At 37.7% G+C, this 15,668-nt stretch carries 13 protein-coding genes, 1 tRNA gene, 1 other RNA gene, 1 pseudogene and 1 other annotated feature; of the genes and pseudogenes, 14 read left to right on the top strand and 2 right to left on the bottom strand.

The window, feature by feature from the left end; genetic code table 11:
• Positions 1–558: 558 nt before the first annotated feature.
• A complete protein-coding gene (locus J2S13_RS14665; RefSeq protein ID WP_307258584.1) occupies positions 559–1,038 on the top strand; it encodes a glutathione peroxidase in 480 nt (159 codons plus the stop codon).
• A 63-nt stretch (positions 1,039–1,101) separates the two neighbouring features.
• On the opposite strand, the gene J2S13_RS14670 is transcribed toward J2S13_RS14665, so the two are convergent.
• A complete protein-coding gene (locus J2S13_RS14670; protein WP_307258586.1) occupies positions 1,102–2,061 on the bottom strand; it encodes a YaaC family protein in 960 nt (319 codons plus the stop codon).
• Between the two features lie 108 nt (positions 2,062–2,169).
• Between J2S13_RS14670 and guaB the strand changes: the two genes are divergently transcribed.
• The 6 genes from guaB to J2S13_RS14700 all read left to right on the top strand — a co-directional run bounded on the left by guaB (position 2,170) and on the right by J2S13_RS14700 (position 8,918).
• A complete protein-coding gene (guaB, locus tag J2S13_RS14675; RefSeq protein WP_307258587.1) occupies positions 2,170–3,636 on the top strand; it encodes an IMP dehydrogenase in 1,467 nt (488 codons plus the stop codon).
• A 394-nt stretch (positions 3,637–4,030) separates the two neighbouring features.
• On the top strand, positions 4,031–5,386 hold the full coding sequence (locus J2S13_RS14680; RefSeq protein WP_370874044.1) for a D-alanyl-D-alanine carboxypeptidase family protein: 1,356 nt from the start codon (positions 4,031–4,033) through the stop codon (positions 5,384–5,386).
• Positions 5,387–5,525: 139 nt separating this feature from the next.
• Positions 5,526–6,407, top strand: a complete 882-nt coding sequence (pdxS, locus tag J2S13_RS14685) for a pyridoxal 5'-phosphate synthase lyase subunit PdxS (RefSeq protein ID WP_307258588.1) — start codon at positions 5,526–5,528, stop codon at positions 6,405–6,407.
• Positions 6,407–6,997 (top strand): pyridoxal 5'-phosphate synthase glutaminase subunit PdxT, encoded by a 591-nt coding sequence (pdxT, locus tag J2S13_RS14690; protein WP_307258589.1) that lies wholly within the window; start codon positions 6,407–6,409, stop codon positions 6,995–6,997. Before pdxS ends, pdxT begins: the two co-directional genes overlap by 1 nt.
• A 50-nt stretch (positions 6,998–7,047) precedes the next feature.
• Positions 7,048–7,260 (top strand) — a binding site (T-box leader).
• An 84-nt stretch (positions 7,261–7,344) separates the two neighbouring features.
• A complete protein-coding gene (serS, locus tag J2S13_RS14695) occupies positions 7,345–8,628 on the top strand; it encodes a serine--tRNA ligase (RefSeq protein ID WP_307258590.1) in 1,284 nt (427 codons plus the stop codon).
• Positions 8,629–8,825: 197 nt separating this feature from the next.
• Positions 8,826–8,918, top strand: a tRNA-Ser gene (locus J2S13_RS14700).
• 238 nt (positions 8,919–9,156) lie between these two features.
• Here J2S13_RS14700 and J2S13_RS14705 read toward each other — a convergent pair.
• A pseudogene (locus J2S13_RS14705) lies at positions 9,157–10,443 on the bottom strand (LysM peptidoglycan-binding domain-containing protein).
• Positions 10,444–10,597: 154 nt separating this feature from the next.
• Here J2S13_RS14705 and tadA point away from each other — a divergent pair.
• The 7 genes from tadA (at position 10,598) to J2S13_RS14740 (ending at position 14,967) form a co-directional block, all read left to right on the top strand.
• On the top strand, positions 10,598–11,074 hold the full coding sequence (tadA, locus tag J2S13_RS14710) for a tRNA adenosine(34) deaminase TadA (protein WP_307258591.1): 477 nt from the start codon (positions 10,598–10,600) through the stop codon (positions 11,072–11,074).
• A 108-nt stretch (positions 11,075–11,182) separates the two neighbouring features.
• Positions 11,183–11,447: signal recognition particle sRNA large type (ffs, locus tag J2S13_RS14715), an RNA gene on the top strand.
• 336 nt (positions 11,448–11,783) lie between these two features.
• Positions 11,784–13,460, top strand: a complete 1,677-nt coding sequence (dnaX, locus tag J2S13_RS14720) for a DNA polymerase III subunit gamma/tau (RefSeq protein WP_307258592.1) — start codon at positions 11,784–11,786, stop codon at positions 13,458–13,460.
• Between the two features lie 16 nt (positions 13,461–13,476).
• Positions 13,477–13,800: a YbaB/EbfC family nucleoid-associated protein gene (locus tag J2S13_RS14725; RefSeq protein ID WP_307258594.1), complete on the top strand. Its 324-nt coding sequence runs from the start codon at positions 13,477–13,479 to the stop codon at positions 13,798–13,800.
• Between the two features lie 15 nt (positions 13,801–13,815).
• Positions 13,816–14,412, top strand: a complete 597-nt coding sequence (gene recR, locus J2S13_RS14730; protein ID WP_307258596.1) for a recombination mediator RecR — start codon at positions 13,816–13,818, stop codon at positions 14,410–14,412.
• 14 nt (positions 14,413–14,426) lie between these two features.
• On the top strand, positions 14,427–14,645 hold the full coding sequence (locus tag J2S13_RS14735) for a YaaL family protein (RefSeq protein WP_307258598.1): 219 nt from the start codon (positions 14,427–14,429) through the stop codon (positions 14,643–14,645).
• A 76-nt stretch (positions 14,646–14,721) separates the two neighbouring features.
• Entirely contained in the window at positions 14,722–14,967 is a 246-nt protein-coding gene (locus J2S13_RS14740; protein WP_370874045.1) for a pro-sigmaK processing inhibitor BofA family protein, read from the top strand.
• Positions 14,968–15,668: the final 701 nt, after the last annotated feature.

The raw sequence follows: 15,668 nt of genomic DNA on the forward strand, positions 1-15,668 counted from the left end.
CAGCGCCGATGGTAGTTGGGGGCTGTCCCCCTGCAAGAGTAGGACGTTGCCAAGCAAACGAGAGAATAGCGAGATATAGCTATTCTCTTTTTTTTGCCAGGTGCCAGGCACCATCCAGAAAGTTCCAGTTTAGATTCCTAAACTAGACGAAATTTAGTCGAATTAGAACAGGGGAAGGCAAGTACTATTTGGAAATATTCAAAAGGCAAAAAAGCGTGGGATTTGTAAAATCATGACTCCAAGCGGATCTCCAAAAGTGCAAAAGATTCCGGGAAATACGCATATATTCCAGGAAATAATCAATAATCTAAAAAACAGTGCAAATCCAGTGAGAAGTAGCGCAAAAGTTCCCAGGAAATACGCAAATGATTCTGGGAAATATGCAAATTCTCCTTTTAACCATAATCTACCAGGTGCCAGGCACCATCCAGGGGAATCCCATAATATCCATAAAATAGGAATTGTTATTTAGAACAAATAAGATACTCTCCAAATGTTTCTTGTTGATATATTATTAATGGTGGGTGGTTTTGTAGTGAATTTAAAGGTGTGTGGAAAATGGATACAATTTATAAATTTCAGGTTGTTGATTTAAATGGAGAAATGGTTTGTCTAAGTGAATACAGCGATCATGTCATGCTCATTGTTAATACCGCTAGTAAATGTGGTTTTACTCCGCAGTTTAGAGAGTTACAAGATTTATATGACAAATATAAAGATAGCGGATTTGTTGTATTAGGTTTTCCTTGTGATCAATTTTTAAATCAAGAGTTTAATACAAACGAGGAGATCGTTGAATTTTGTCAAATAAATTATCATGTAGACTTTCCCATGTTTGCCAAGGTGGAAGTGAAGGGGAAGAATATTCACCCGTTATTTCAGTATTTGACACATGAAAAGAGGGGTCTGTTCCATTCTATAATTAAATGGAACTTCACTAAATTTTTAATAGACAGGAAAGGAAAAGTGGTAAAAAGATATGCTCCTAATACACGACCAATGAAAATTGAGGGAGACATTCAGAAGTTATTATCGTAATAAGGTGATTCCTCCGTTTATTACTCATTTTGAAGAAGAGGGGAATAACCTATCTAAACCTTGTTATTCCTCTTCTTTTTCTATAAGAAATTGTGTGATTAAAAAGGGGATTTTCTCTAAAGTTACAGATAGAAATTTTTGAATAAATGGGAGGTCTTCGTTAGGGAAAGTTTTCAGCAGTTCTCCCCACCATTCAGTTTCATATCGGGCGATCATACTTAAATTATATAATATACAATAATGAATCATTAGTTCAGGTAATGGAGAAAGATCCTCCTTTTTTAAGGGAATACCGAAGACTTTCTCTTCGGCATTATAACGGAGAAACGCCGTATCAGCATTTTCGTTTTGCAGTTCAACTAAAAAATAGGAATCGTTATAGTCCTTAATTAAGATATTTGATATGCTCCTTAAATATTGAATAAATCTTTCTACACCAACATGATAATGATCCAAGATTTTTTTGTTTAATAGTAATAAAGTTGAGTCTTTCCATTGTAAAGAAAAATGGGTATGATAATGATAATGAAAATGAAAGGTATCAGAAAGTTCGGGGATTTGGCTTAATAACTGTTTCATTGTCAATTTTTCCCCTTCTAATTGTGTGATTCCAAACATTTTATCGATAGAATGTGAGAACAGGCCATTTTTTTGGATCTTTACTTCATCATGAATAAATCGAAAATTTTGCTTTTTCCTTTTCCGTGCTGATAGTCCGTGAGCGAGCACTGTAGTGGTTTCAGGATATAGTGGGTCAACCGTTATTAAACAGGCTTTAATTAAGTGTGTGGCCCCATAAAACGCTAATATGGGCTTTATTTCGATAGGGACTTTCTTTGCCTGCCGAAGATAAAGTTCTCCGTGATCGAGAAAATAGATAAACCGGTAACAATTATCATAACTAAGAGAGGTATTGTTATCATTTTCCAGTTTATTATATTGTTTTAATAAATATTTTTGTGCCGTTGAAGCAGACTTAAACTGATTTAAAATACTATATAAAGCTTCTTTTGAGTCTTTCATATGGAACCTCCGAATATTTAGAACAATCTGATATATCAAGTATATCTTGACAGTATTTTAACCAATTGATAACCTACTAATAATATTTTGACCAGGAGGCAATGAAAAATGTGGGAAACTAAGTTTGTTAAAGAAGGATTAACGTTTGATGATGTATTGCTTGTCCCTGCAAAATCTGATGTATTACCTAGAGACGTAAATTTGCAAGTAGCTTTGACAGAAACCCTTAAATTGAATCTTCCAATCATTAGTGCGGGGATGGATACCGTTACTGAAGCGGACATGGCTATTGCGATGGCAAGACAAGGTGGATTAGGTATAATCCATAAAAACATGAGTATTGAAGCGCAAGCTGAGCAAGTTGATAAAGTAAAGCGTTCAGAAAGTGGTGTTATTACGGATCCTTTCTTTTTAACACCTGAACATCAAGTATTTGATGCTGAACATTTAATGGGAAAATATCGGATATCCGGTGTCCCAATCGTGAATAATTTAGAAGAGCAAAAATTAGTAGGGATTTTAACAAATCGGGATTTGCGTTTTATTCAGGACTATTCAATTAAAATTTATGATGTGATGACTAAGGAAAATTTAGTAACAGCGCCTGTTGGTACGACATTACAGGAGGCTGAACAAATCCTTCAAAAGTATAAAATTGAAAAGCTCCCACTTGTTGATGACAATGGTGTATTAAAAGGGCTTATTACGATAAAAGATATCGAAAAAGTAATTGAATTTCCAAACTCTGCTAAGGATCATCAAGGACGGTTATTAGCTGGAGCAGCAGTTGGTGTTACAAAAGATACAATGAAACGAGTAGAAATGTTAGTGAAGGCTCAAGTTGATGTGATTGTCATTGACACTGCACACGGACATTCTAAAGGAGTTCAGGACGTCGTTAGAGAAATCCGTCAAGCATATCCGAAGTTAAATATCATTGCCGGTAATGTTGCGACAGCAGATGCAACAAGAGAACTCTTTGAAGCTGGAGCTGACATTGTCAAAGTCGGAATCGGACCAGGATCAATTTGTACTACACGTGTTGTAGCAGGTGTAGGTGTCCCACAAATTACAGCTATTTATGATTGTGCTACTGAAGCACGTAAGCATGGGAAAGCTATTATAGCAGACGGTGGAATCAAATATTCCGGAGATGTTGTAAAGGCATTGGCAAGTGGAGGACATGCCGTTATGCTTGGAAGTATGCTTGCTGGTACGACAGAAAGCCCTGGAGAAACAGAAATTTATCAAGGAAGACGCTTTAAAGTGTATCGCGGAATGGGATCCGTTGCTTCTATGGAAAAAGGATCAAAAGACCGTTATTTCCAAGAAGATGCGAAAAAATTTGTTCCAGAAGGTATTGAAGGACGTGTTCCATATAAAGGACCAATCAATGATACAATTTACCAATTAGTTGGTGGTTTGCGATCTGGAATGGGCTACTGCGGAACAGCTAATTTAAAAGAATTACGTGAGAATGCACAATTTGTCCGTATGACAGGTGCAGGATTAAGAGAGAGTCACCCACATGATATTCAAATTACGAAAGAAGCACCAAACTATTCTCTTTCCTAATTTTAAGGGGAGTTGTCTTATACTGTTAAGATAGCTCCTTTTTTTATTATTTAGGAAATTATAAAATAGTTTAAGAAATGTTGTCCACGGCAAGCCTTCAGCTCTTTTCTCCGTTTTCTCCCTACGATAAGTCAACATCGGCTCGTGAAGGACCTCACCGTGTCTCCTTTATCTCAGTCAAAAAACTTGAGAAATCCGTACGCTGATGATCAAGACGCTTGCGCATTTGTTCTTTAAAGCTAAAAATTCATATGAACCTTTCACTCTTTTTTCATTCCAATTACTAAAAAAACTACTAAACATGAAAAAAGAAGTAGTTATATCATCGTCTATTTTTTGACTATTATCTATGTTAAAATAACGGAAGTGGATTTTAATAGATGGAGGGTTTTCTGTGGGGAAAAAGAAGTTTCATAAAATCTTTATTTCAATGCTTAGTTTCATTTTAATCTTCAGCTTTCTACAACCATCACAAGCTAGTGCAAATGAAGGGCTTAAGATTAATGCAGATGCTGCGATCCTTGTTGAAGCAGAAACAGGAAAAGTGTTATATGCAAAAAATCCGGATAAAGTTCTCGGAGTTGCAAGTATGACGAAAATGATGACAGAATATCTCGTTTTAGAAGCGATCAAAGAGAAAAAAATTAAATGGGATCAAACGTATGAAGTGAGTGAGTACGTATATAAAGTTTCGCAAGATCGTAATCTATCTAATGTCCCATTAAAAATAGGTGAAAAATACACCGTTCGGGAATTATTTGAAGCTATGACCATCTACTCAGCTAATGGCGCTACTATTGCCTTAGCAGAAAAAGTGGCAGGATCGGAAGTTGAATTTGTAAAATTAATGAATAAGAAAGCGAAGGAACTCGGATTAAAAGGGTATAAATTTGTCAATTCATCTGGATTAAATAATAAAGACTTAAAAGGAATGCATCCATCTAATTCAGGTCCTGAAGATGAAAATGTGATGTCTGCAAGATCAACTGCTAAATTAGCGTATGAGCTTATTCAGACCTTCCCAGAATTATTGGAAATCACGAGTACCCCTAAGAAGATATTTAGAGAGGGTACTGATGATCAAATAAAAATGGACAATTGGAACTGGATGTTGCCTTCCCTTGTCTTCGCTTATGAAGGCATGGACGGGTTAAAGACAGGAACAACAGATTTTGCTGGTTTTTGTTTTACAGGAACAGCAAAGAAAAAAGGAATGCGCCTCATCTCTGTCGTTATGAATGCAACAGATGAAAATGGAAAAGGGACGTATAATTCTAGATTTATCGAAACGAAAAAATTACTAGACTTTGGATTTAACCAATTTGAATTGAAAGAGATTTTCCCTAAAAATTATGAAGTGAAAGGTCATAAGACAGTTTCTGTTGTGAAGGGGAAAGAAAAAGAAGTAAAAGTTCATTCAAAAGAACCGTTTAAAATGGTCGTAAAATCTACGGATCATGAAAAATATTCACCTAAATTCCAACCTAATACTGAATTGCTGAATGATAAAAAACAAATTGTGGCTCCGATTAAGAAAGGCGAAACAGTAGGATATTTGGCTGTTCAAGCAAAAGAAAGGGAAAGTCTTGGGTATTTAACGAAAGAGGAAGCAAATAAAGCAAGGGTTGAAGTTGTGACAACCCAATCAGTAGAAAAAGCAAACTGGTTTATCCTTGCGTTAAGAGGAATTGGTGGATTTTTCGGTGACGTTTGGAGTAGTATTGTTTCGACTGTAAAAAGTTGGTTTTAATTTTTGACACCTCCTTGTCTTGACAGGAGGTGTTTTTTATTGTTTATTTAGCTTTAAGGGAAAATTATAAATTTTTTAAAATAGGAATACATGAATTCCCGAGTATACATATCGCTTTTATTATTAAGGGGGAAAATAAATGAACACAGGAACAGATCGTGTAAAACGGGGAATGGCCGAAATGCAAAAGGGCGGCGTTATTATGGACGTAGTTAACGCTGAGCAAGCAAAAATTGCGGAAGCAGCAGGTGCTACAGCTGTTATGGCATTAGAACGAGTTCCAGCTGATATTCGTGCAGCTGGCGGGGTAGCTAGAATGGCTGACCCACGCATCGTTGAAGAAGTGATGAACGCAGTGACCATTCCAGTAATGGCAAAAGCACGTATTGGTCATATTGTTGAAGCTCGTGTACTAGAAGCAATGGGTGTTGACTATATTGACGAAAGTGAAGTATTAACACCGGCTGACGAAGAATACCATTTAAGAAAAAGTGATTACACTGTACCATTTGTATGCGGATGCCGTGACCTAGGTGAAGCTGCTCGTCGTATTGGTGAAGGAGCTGCTATGTTAAGAACGAAAGGTGAACCAGGAACAGGGAATATTGTAGAAGCAGTTCGCCATATCCGTAAAGTAAATGCTCAAGTACGCAAAGTTGTAAACATGAACGCAGATGAATTAATGACTGAAGCAAAACTTTTAGGTGCTCCATATGAAATTTTACTTGAAATCCAAAAAGAAGGCCGTTTACCAGTTGTAAACTTTGCGGCTGGTGGGGTAGCAACTCCTGCTGATGCTGCTTTAATGATGGAATTAGGTGCTGACGGTGTCTTTGTAGGATCCGGTATTTTTAAATCTGAAAACCCTGAAAAATTTGCTCGTGCTATTGTGGAAGCAACAACACACTACAAAGATTACAAATTAATTGCTGAACTATCTAAAGATCTTGGAATTGCGATGAAAGGAATTGAAATCTCTTCACTAGCTCCTGAAAATCGTATGCAAGAGCGTGGTTGGTAATGGTTAAAATTGGTGTTTTAGGATTGCAAGGGGCTGTTCGCGAACATGTGAAGGCTTTGGAAGCAGCGGGAGCAACTGCAATTATCATCAAAAGAGTGGAACAACTAAAAGAAGTAGACGGCTTAATTCTCCCTGGTGGGGAAAGCACGACAATGAGACGCTTGATGGATCGTTATGGTTTTATAGAACCATTAAGAGATTTTTCGAAACGAGGAAAGCCGTTGTTCGGTACATGTGCAGGTCTTATTATGTTAGCCAATCATATTGTGGGATATGATGAACCACATTTGGGCTTAATGGACATAACGGTTGAGCGGAATTCTTTCGGTCGTCAACGTGAAAGCTTTGAGACTGATTTATCTATCAAAGGAGTTACAGACCATTTTCCATCTGTATTCATCCGAGCACCGCATATTGTGGAAGTAGGACCAGATGTAGAAATACTTTCTGAATATCATGATCGGATTGTCATGGCAAGACAAGGAAACTTATTGGCATGCTCCTTCCATCCTGAATTAACAGAGGATTCACGTATCGCTGGCTATTTTGTCCAGATGGTTAAAGAGGCAAAAGAAAAAATCAACGCATAAATTCTTGCAACCTGGAAATAAATATAGTACATTGAGTACAATTACATGAATAGAACACGATGAAAGGAAATAGTAGCAAATCATCTTTCTTTAGAGAGTCGGTGGTTGGTGGAAACCGTCGGAAGATATTTGTGAATCCATCCTTGAGTGAAGTACCGAATGAGTCAATCTAGTAAGTACTTACGGTTGAACCGTTATCTTGGAAAGTGGAAGGAAAGATTCCTTCAACTAGGGTGGCAACGCGGGTTACTCTCGTCCCTTTTTCATAGGGATGGGAGTTTTTTGTATTTTAATACAACTTTTTAATAGTGGAAAATGAATGGAAATGTAAAGGGGGATTTGCAAAAATGCTAGATGTTAAAGTGTTAAGAAATAACTTTGAAGAAGTAAAGGCACGGTTGCAACATCGCGGAGAAGACTTAACCGATTTTGAAAAATTTGAGGATTTGGATAAAAAAAGAAGAGAACTATTAGTAGAAACTGAAAAATTAAAAAAACAACGAAATGAAGTGTCCGAACAAATCGCAAAGTTAAAGCGCGACAAACAAGATGTAAGCCAACTCATTTCTGAAATGAAGGCAGTGGGAGAAAAAGTAAAGGGATTGGATCATGAGTTAAAACAAGTGGAAGAGGAACTTCAACATTTACTCCTTTCTATTCCGAACATCCCTCATGAATCTGTTCCTGTTGGGGAATCTGAAGATGATAATGTTGAGATCCGTAAGTGGGGAGAGGTCCGTGAATTTGATTTTGACGCAAAGCCACATTGGGATATTGCAGATGATCTGGAGATCCTTGATTTTGAAAGAGCAGGGAAAGTAACTGGAAGTCGTTTTGTTTTTTATAAAGGTTTAGGAGCTAAATTAGAACGTGCCCTTATTAGTTTTATGTTAGATCTTCATACGGAAGAGCATGGTTATGAGGAAATGTTGCCTCCTTACATGGTGAACCGTACAAGTATGACAGGGACAGGGCAACTACCAAAGTTTGAAGAGGATGCCTTTTTAATTGAAAAGGAAGATTATTTTCTTATTCCAACAGCGGAGGTACCTGTAACGAACTACCATCGCGATGAAATTCTTGATGGGGATCAATTACCGATGGCTTATGCTGCTTATAGTGCTTGTTTTCGATCTGAGGCTGGATCTGCTGGCCGAGATACACGGGGGTTAATTCGACAACATCAATTTAATAAAGTAGAACTTGTCCGTTTTGTTAAACCAGAAGATTCATATGCCGAGTTAGAGAAGTTAACAGGTCACGCTGAGAAGGTCTTGCAACTTCTTGGGTTACCATATCGCGTATTAAGCATGTGTACTGCAGACCTAGGATTTACAGCAGCCAAAAAATACGATATTGAAGTGTGGTTACCAAGTTATAATACGTATCGTGAAATTTCTTCTTGCAGTAACTTTGAAGGATTCCAGGCAAAACGGGCCAACATCCGCTTCCGTCGGGAGAAAAATGGTAAACCAGAACATGTCCATACATTAAATGGATCAGGTTTAGCGATTGGACGTACGGTAGCTGCTATTTTGGAAAACTATCAGCAAGAGGATGGAAGTGTGATTATTCCGGAAGTATTAAGACCTTATATGAGAGGGAAAGAAAGAATTTCAAAGAAAAACTAGAATACACGGAGCTATGGAGAGCCTTGATTATCCCCAACAAAATCCAATTCAGGGATAATATGGTACCCTATTTGGAATAAGGTGAAATGAATGGGGGAAACTAGTGACAATTAGTGGGGGATAAAAAAACCCCACTAATTGAATAATAAAATATTGACTTTGATATGTAGTCATGTTAAATTAATTAATGTCGAAACGGAGGAATACCCAAGTCCGGCTGAAGGGATCGGTCTTGAAAACCGACAGGCGGGTTAAACCGCGCGGGGGTTCGAATCCCTCTTCCTCCGCCATTTATTAACCTAAGCGCATAATATTGGAGAGATTAAAATTCGTTACATTTGTAACGAATTTTTTGTTTTTTTTTTTTAACTATAAAATTTTAGAACTGTAAATTTCCCTATAAATATGCATTTCTCTACAAGTAAATCAACATTAACTCGTGAAGGGTCTCGCTTTCGTTTCTTTTATCTCAGTCGAAGCTTGCGAAATCCGTACGCCAGATCTGCGGCGCTTCCGCATTTGATCTTTTTATGCTCTTTTTCTAACTGTGAAGTTATCAGAGATTAAGAGCCAATTTTGTGGGAAGGAGAGCCCGAGTTTTCAATAACTCATCCCACGCAAGTTTAATTCTTTTAATAGATCAAATTTAGCTTGAATGGATCTCGCGTCTTCAAACCAAACTTTATGTTGCCTTCCTTCTTCGTCCCGATAATCAATAAAGGGTGCTTCTGCTTCTTGATCATATTTAATTGCTACACGATACCGATTAGCTAATTGGATGGCTTGTTGAGGACTTAAGGCATCAGCAGTATCCCCTGGATTGAAAGGCAATGTCCAGTCATACCCATATAAATTTTGCCCCATTAATATTTTGGAGGGGGGGATTTCTGTAATAGCATATTCAAGTACTTCACGAACAGGATTGATCGGGGAAACCGGCATAGGTGGTCCACCACTATATCCCCATTCATATGTCATGATCACAACAAAGTCAACAATGTTTCCGTGAGCTTTATAATCATGAGCTTCATACCAAGACCCTTTTTGGGTTGCGCTAGTTTTTGGTGCTAATGCGGTTGAAATCATCCAACCTTCTTGTTTGAAACGTTCCTTGGCTCTTCTTAAAAATTGATTATAAGCCTCACGATCTGCAGGGCGCAAAAATTCAAAATCAAAATGAATATCTCGGAAACCAAATTGTTTTGCGGTTGCTACGATATTATTTAAAAATTTTTCTTGAACGGTTAAATCATTCAGTAAGACGGCTCCTAATTCATCACTAAATTGTCCTTCTTCTTGGTTGGTGATCACCATTACTAAAATATTTTGATTCGCAGATGCGATGGCTGGTAAATTTCCAAGTGGAGGTGCATTTAAAGAACCGTCTCGTTTAGCTTGAAAGCTAAAAGGGGATAAATAGGTTAAATAAGGTGCTGCTTCCCTTGCACTATTTTCTAGAGCTGCTGAAACATTCTCACCAAATGGCTCGATATAAGCGTTAAATTCCGCCTGAACTTTTGGGTTCTGTGGAATATATAAGCGTTGACCGACATATAAAGGGGTATTTACTGAAATTCTATTGATTTCCGCTAATTCTTGTAAGGACATATTGAATTTTGTAGAAATGGACCATAAACTATCTCCTGGTCGCACAGAATAAAATTCTCCTTGTAAGGGGATGACAAGTGTTTGACCCACTACAAGTTGATCCGGATTAGATAATTGATTCGCTCGAATAATTTCAGAAGCTGATATCCCATACATTCTGGATAGTTGAAAGACTGTATCATTAGGTTTAACAACATAGATTTGCAAGTGAGTAGCCTCCCTTTAAAGAAACTTCAACATACTCACGATATTCTATGAAAGGAAAAGTTTATACATGATAAAATGTTGTCAGCGAAGGATTGAATATGTGCGGGAACGTGTTCATGGTGCTCAAAAAAAACAAATAGCAAGGATGTTTTCAATGGATCGAGATGTATATTTTATGAGAGTAGCCCTTGAAGAGGCAAGAAAAGCTAAAGATATAGGGGAAGTCCCCATTGGGGCGATTGTAGTGTTACAGGATGAAATTATTGGAGTTGGTCATAATTTAAGGGAGACAACGCAAAATGCAGTGACACATGCAGAGATTTTGGCCATCCAAGATGCTTGTGAAAAACTTGGAACTTGGAGATTGGAGGGAGCGGATCTATATGTCACTTTAGAACCGTGTCCGATGTGTAGTGGAGCGATTATATTATCAAGGATCAATCGTGTCATTTATGGAGCAAAGGATTTGAAAGCAGGTTGCGCAGGAACTTTGATGAATCTCCTTAAAGATCCACGTTTTAATCATCAATGCGATGTTCTATCTGGAGTTTTGGGAGAAGAATGTGGGAGTATGTTAACAGATTTTTTCCGTATGATTCGAATGAGGAAAAAGGATAAGAAAAAGAAATAGGGGGATTTACATAAACTTACAAATGTATAGACATTGCTTTTTTTATAAAAAGCTTGTATACTTATAAATGCATCAAATATGATGCAATTGAATATGGTATCAAATTTGCCGTGCTAGGTGGGGAGGTAGCGGTGCCCTGTACCCGCAATCCGCTCTAGCGGGACTGAATCCCTTCCTGAGGCTGCACATCTGCAGGGTCTGCCTTAAGTAAGTGGTGTTGACGCTCGGGTCCTGCGCAATGGGAATCTATGAACCATGTCAGGTCCGGAAGGAAGCAGCATTAAGTAGACACTCCCATGTGCCGCAGGGGTGCCTGGGCTGAGCTAACTGCTTAAGTAACGCCTGTGGGTGGCAGTCGATGGAAGGTGCACGGCAGTTATATACATAAAGTTTAACTCATCCGAGGAAGGATGGGTTTTTTTATTATTGTCTACGGCACCTACCGGCTAGCAAATTTTTCCAGCCTCTCCCTATGATAAATCAACATCAGCTCGTGAAGAACCTCGCTGTGTTTCCTTTATCCCAGTCTAAGGCTACGAAATCCATATGCCGAGGATCGAGGCGCTTGCACATTGCGTGGGACTTAGTCCTTTATCAAAAGCAACATTCAATATATGTTGAAAAGGATCCTCGAAATAACGGAGTATGCTTTGTAAAAATATTTTTGAATCGTTATAATAGAATGAAGAGTATTTAAGGGGGGATTTTATTGGGTTATCAGGCTTTATATCGTGTTTGGCGACCACAAACATTCGTAGATGTAGTCGGTCAAGAGCATGTAACAAAAACATTGCAAAATGCCCTCCTGCAACAAAAAACTTCGCACGCTTATCTTTTCTCGGGCCCACGTGGTACGGGAAAAACGAGTGCTGCGAAAATTTTGGCTAAAGCTGTTAACTGTGAAAGAGGACCAGCTTCTGAACCTTGCAATGAATGTGCAGCTTGTAGGGGGATTACGGATGGATCCATACCAGATGTGATTGAATTTGACGCTGCTTCTAATTCAAGAGTAGAGGAAATGAGAGAGGTACTAGATAAGGTAAAATATGCACCAAGTGTAGTTAATTATAAAGTATATATTATCGACGAAGTCCATATGCTCTCGATTAGTGCCTTTAATGCTCTTCTTAAGACATTAGAAGAGCCTCCGAAGCATGTATTATTTATATTAGCAACGACAGAACCACATAAAATACCACTTACCATCATATCAAGATGTCAACGGTTCGATTTTAAACGAATTACATCGAAAGATATTGTGAAAAGAATGAAATTAATTGTAGAAGAAAGTGGTATATCGGTTGAGGAAAATGCCCTACATATCATTGCGAGAGCTGCTGAAGGTGGAATGCGTGATGCCTTAAGTTTGTTAGACCAAGCGATTTCATTTAGTTCAGAGATGGTTACGGTTGAGGATGCACTTGCGGTTACAGGGACAGTTAGCCAAACCTATTTAAACCGTATGGGTCGTTCTATCTTGGAAAAAGATACAGTCGGTGCCTTGGAAACAGTTGAAGAGCTTTTATTACAAGGGAAAGATCCAGGGAGATTTACTGAAGACTTTATTTTGTATTTTCGAGATATGCTTCTTTATAAAACAGCGCCTAATATTGAGGAATCCCTTGAACGCGTAATGTTAGATGATGATTTTGTTCAACTAACGAATGAAATTTCACCTGAACAAATTTACGAGTATATCGATATATTGAATAAAGCGCAGCATGAAATGAAATTTTCAAATCACGCACGCATTTACTTAGAAGTCTCTTTAGTGAAAATGTGCCAAATAAATGTAAGACGAGTAAATAATATACCCGAGATAGAGGGACTTCTTGACAAAATTCAGAAAATGGAAATGGAAATCAAATCCCTTCAAAGTCAAAGAAGTTCTATGATGCCAGGTGAAAGTGAAAGACAAACGACAAGGAAACCATCCCGCCCTTCTTCAAAAGGATTTAAAACACCGGTTAAGAAAATAGAAGCCATTTTAAAAGAAGCAACAAAACAAGATTTAAATTTGGTGAAAAGCCGCTGGGGCGATATGTTGGATTTTTTAAATCAAAGACAAATGCGATCACAAGCTGCTCTTTTAAATGACGCTGAACCTGTAGCAGCAAGCCCACATTCTTTCGTGTTAAAATTCAAATATGAAATTCATTGCCAAATGGCGATGGAAAATGTAAAATTCATACAGACATTAGCTGTTGCATTGCAGGAATTAACTGGAAATGAATATTACCCAGTTGGTGTACCTGAAGAAGAATGGTTAAAAATAAGAAAACAATTTATTCAAGGGGAAAGAGATCATAAGGAACAAGAAGAGGATCCCCTCATCTCTGAAGCTCTGAAGCTTGTTGGGGAAGACCTACTTGAAATAAAAGATTAATTAGGAGGAAGATCAAATGATGCGTGGAATGGGTAATATGCAAAACATGATGAAACAAATGCAAAAGATGCAAAAGAAGATGGCAAAAGCCCAAGAGGAACTAGCTGAAAAGCAAATCGAAGGGACAGCAGGTGGCGGAATGGTAACGGTTGTTGTATCTGGACAAAAAGAAATTTTGGACGTCCAAATTAAGGAGGAAGTCGTTGATCCAGATGACATCGATATGTTGCAAGATCTTGTGCTAGCTGCGACAAATGATGCTTTGAAAAAGGTTGATGAATTGACGAATGAAACAATGGGACAATTTACAAAAGGATTGAATATGCCAGGAATGTTCTAGGAGGAACATATTATTATGCATTATCCAGAACCAATTACTAAATTAATAGATAGTTTTATGAAGTTGCCAGGAATCGGGCCGAAGACAGCAGCCCGACTGGCGTTTTTTGTGTTAAACATGAAGGAAGACGATGTATTAGATTTTGCTAAAGCACTAGTCAATGCAAAACGAAATTTAGGTTATTGTACAGTGTGTGGACATATTACCGATTCGGATCCTTGTTATATTTGTGAGGATGAGCAACGTGATCGGACTGCGATCTGTGTTGTTCAAGACCCAAAAGATGTAATAGCGATGGAAAAAATGAAAGAATATAATGGTTTATACCATGTGTTGCACGGTGCAATTTCGCCTATGGATGGAATAGGCCCTGAGGATATTAATGTCCCAGACCTTTTAAAAAGACTTCAAGATGAAACGGTAAGTGAAGTAATTTTAGCAACAAACCCGAATATTGAAGGGGAAGCAACTGCAATGTATATTTCGAGGTTATTAAAACCGTCGGGGATCAAAATAACTCGAATCGCACACGGATTACCAGTCGGCGGCGACTTAGAATACGCTGATGAAGTAACCCTTTCAAAGGCTCTTGAAGGTAGAAGAGAGTTGTAGTGAGTAGGTGACTTATGTTTTTTAAAAGAAAAAATAAATTGCGGGATAAATACGATAGGTTGTTAATCATACAAATGGAAAAGGCCAAAAAGAATTGGTTTCAGCAAAGAGAGTTGCAACGATTAAGTGTTGAGCAAACAGACGAAATGATCTGTCTAACGAAAATAGCAGAGGCGAAGTATTTCTTTTTGTTTAGAGAAGCTAAAAAAAGAAGAATTAGAATAAAAAATTAACTCCTTTCATATCTATGTATTAATTGGACAAACCGAATGATGTGGAGGGGTATGCTTGAATTTAGTAGCTGCCGTAATAGTTATAGGTATTTTAGTATTCATTTTGTTAGGGGTTACGACTAAGGTGAAACCTGTACGTTTTGTAGGCAATATTGCTATTAAGATTGTGATAGGGGCACTTTTTTTATTTTTCCTTAATGCATTTGGGAGTAAGTTTGGCCTTCATGTCCCTATTAATATTGTTACATCGAGTGTTGCAGGGATTCTGGGGATTCCAGGTCTTGCTGCTTTAGCGATTATTCAAACATGGATCCTTGTATAGAAAAGGGGCTGTCTCAAAAGTCCATTTTAATATGAATTTTGCCCAAATTAAAAACCCAAGAATGTTGATATGACAGCATTCTTGGGTTTTGCATTTTACCGATTTAGGCTTAGAAAACTACTTTTCGGACAGCCCCTTTTTTAATGTTTAGGAAATTATAAAATTTTGAACTATGGATAACCCTTTAAAAAATATTGTCCACGGCAAGCCTTCAGCACGTATCGGCTAGCGTATTCCTTCGTCTTCTCCCTACGATAAGTCAACATCAGCTTGTAAACTACCTCGGTCTTGTTTTCTCTATCTCAGTCTAAAATTGCGAAATCAGTACGTCGAAGAGCAAGACGCCTCCGCATTTGTTCTTTTTTAAAAAGACAATGTGTATGAGGAAATACAATGAAGAACATCTTTTAGAAAATTCCTTTTTCAAAAAAACTGTAGGAAAATAAAATAGACTATTGACGGAGTTTGAGTATGGTGATAATATATAACTTGTCGCCGATAAACGACAAGAAACAAAAAATAGTAAGTAGTTGACTTTAGAATTTGAATCTGTTATTATAGTAAAGTCGTCAATAATTGATCTTTGAAAACTGAACAAAACGAAGTGTAACCATAATGTTTTAACAACGTTATTTTTTATGAGCTAAATCAAATTCTTTGGAGAGTTTGATCCTGGCTCAGGACGAACGCTGGCGGCGTGC

Origin of the sequence: Oikeobacillus pervagus (assembly GCF_030813365.1) — a bacterium.
Classification (GTDB): domain Bacteria; phylum Bacillota; class Bacilli; order Bacillales; family DSM-23947; genus Oikeobacillus; species Oikeobacillus pervagus.